The 1,952-nt window shown below is 39.6% G+C and carries 2 protein-coding genes; both read left to right on the top strand.

Translation table 11 applies throughout. From position 1 onward, the window contains the following. The coding region (locus AAC033_RS19110) for an ATP-binding protein (RefSeq protein WP_339741184.1) at positions 1 to 1,097 on the top strand (1,097 nt) is incomplete at its 5' end. Between the two features lie 59 nt (positions 1,098 to 1,156). Beyond that, positions 1,157 to 1,952 (top strand): SWIM zinc finger family protein (locus AAC033_RS19105; protein ID WP_339741182.1); only part of this gene is annotated, 796 nt, incomplete at its 3' end.

Genomic DNA, 1,952 nt, shown 5'->3' with positions numbered 1-1,952 from the left:
ATAAGAATAAACCTGTTTATTTCAATACGCAGACCAATACCTTTATTCGCAGAGGGAGTGCCGACCAAAGAGCCACACAGGAAGAAATTGACAGCATGTTGCGTGACCGGGCTTTTGGCACAAAAACAGCAGAATTAGCTCCGCAAACCAGTCTTGATAGTTTAAATAAGACATCATTGAATCGCTACCGGAACTATATGGCTCGGTTCAATCCCAATGCAAGTTATAACCGTTTCGATGAAGCTGAATTTTTAGAGAAGCTCCGTATCATGGAAAACGGGAAATGTACCTATGCCGGATTGCTCATGTTTGGGAAACGAGAAGTTATTGAACAGCACTTTGCTGATTTTCGTGTGGACCTACTGGAAGTTCCGGGCACATCCTATTCTGATGCCAAGCAACGCTATACCTTTCGTATTGAAGAACAGGAAAACCTTTGGGAGTATTATTTTGAGTGTTTTAACCGATTAAAGCAAAAGGTAGATGTGCAATTCTCACTTTCGGCAGAAGGCTTCGGACAGGAATTATCACCGGGACTTGAAAGTATTCGTGAAGCACTGGTAAATATGCTGATGCATACTGATTTTTTTTCTCCGGCACGCCCACGTGTCCGCATATTCACTAACCACATTGAGTTTTACAATCCGGGAGGATTACCCAAACCTTTTGAGGAACTGAAAAGTAAGGATATTTCGTTACCGCGTAATCCTATTCTCGCAAAATTGTTCCGTATGGTTAAACTCGCGGAGAACGCAGGTTTTGGTTTTGACAAAATAGAAGAGAACTGGAAAGCTTACAATTCAACGGTGCCGGAATACCAGATCGAATTTGATTCCGTAATCGTTGATTTTAAGATGGCGGAAGAAAGCAAGTTGGGTGATAAGTTGGGTGATAAGTTGGGTGATAAGTTGGGTGATAACCAACTTAAAATTTTGTCAGAAATTGAGAAGGACAACACAGTGAGTATAACTGCTCTTTCAAAAAATATTGGCATTAGTACAACAGCCGTAGAAAACAACATAGCTAAGTTAAAAAAACTCGGTTACCTAAAAAGAGTTGGCTCTGCTAAAAGCGGGCATTGGGATATACTTCAATAATACGGTTGAAGAAACTGAAGTAAAGACTGTGGAGAAAATCATTTTTCAATTCGAATAAAATGACAATACAGGAGTTAATCAATCAAATACCATCTGCAATATTGCACCGAGGGCAAAACTATTTCGACAATGGGAATATTTTGCAACTGAACAAGGGTAGTAATGGAACCTGGTACGCCAAAGTTGAAGGCAACTACGGCAACTATGAATTGGAGCTTAAAGCAGACAATCACAATAATGTAACTAATTATTATTGTGATTGTCCGTATGATGGTGCAATATGCAAGCATATTGCTGCTGTCGCCTTAGCTATCAATGAGAAAAACACCATTTACACGCCATCCGCCGAAGAAGTACGCGAGGAAAGTTGGGAGCAGTTAATTAAAGATGCCGAGCCTAAAGATTTAAGAAATTTCATGCTCGATTATGGGATGAAAAATCAGGATTTCAGGCATCAAATTAAGCTTGCGTTTTCCAGACCTGTTTCGGTTGAGAATTCCGATAACATTCCATATTATCAAAGCCAGATCAATGGAATATTTGACAATTATGATGACCGGGGCTTTATTGATTATCGCAGCAGCTATAAAGCCATGAACGATGTTGCCCAATTTCAAATAAAGGCTGATGATTATTACTCAAAAGGTAATATGAACGAAGCGTTTTGTATTTCGGCTGCCATTGCAATGGAAAGTGTAAAGGCCATTCAACAGATGGATGATTCTTCCGGCTCATGTGGTGGAGCTATCTACGAGTCGTTCCAGGTTATTAAAAATATTCTAAACAACAAAATATCAGATGAATTAAAGGAACGAATTTTCGATTGGCTGCATGAACAGGTGCAAAATTCTGACT

It is taken from the genome of uncultured Sunxiuqinia sp. (genome assembly GCF_963974515.1).
Taxonomy (GTDB): domain Bacteria; phylum Bacteroidota; class Bacteroidia; order Bacteroidales; family Prolixibacteraceae; genus Sunxiuqinia.
The sequence above is the reverse complement of the archived record's forward strand: the minus strand, read 5'-3'. Positions and strand labels throughout refer to the sequence as shown.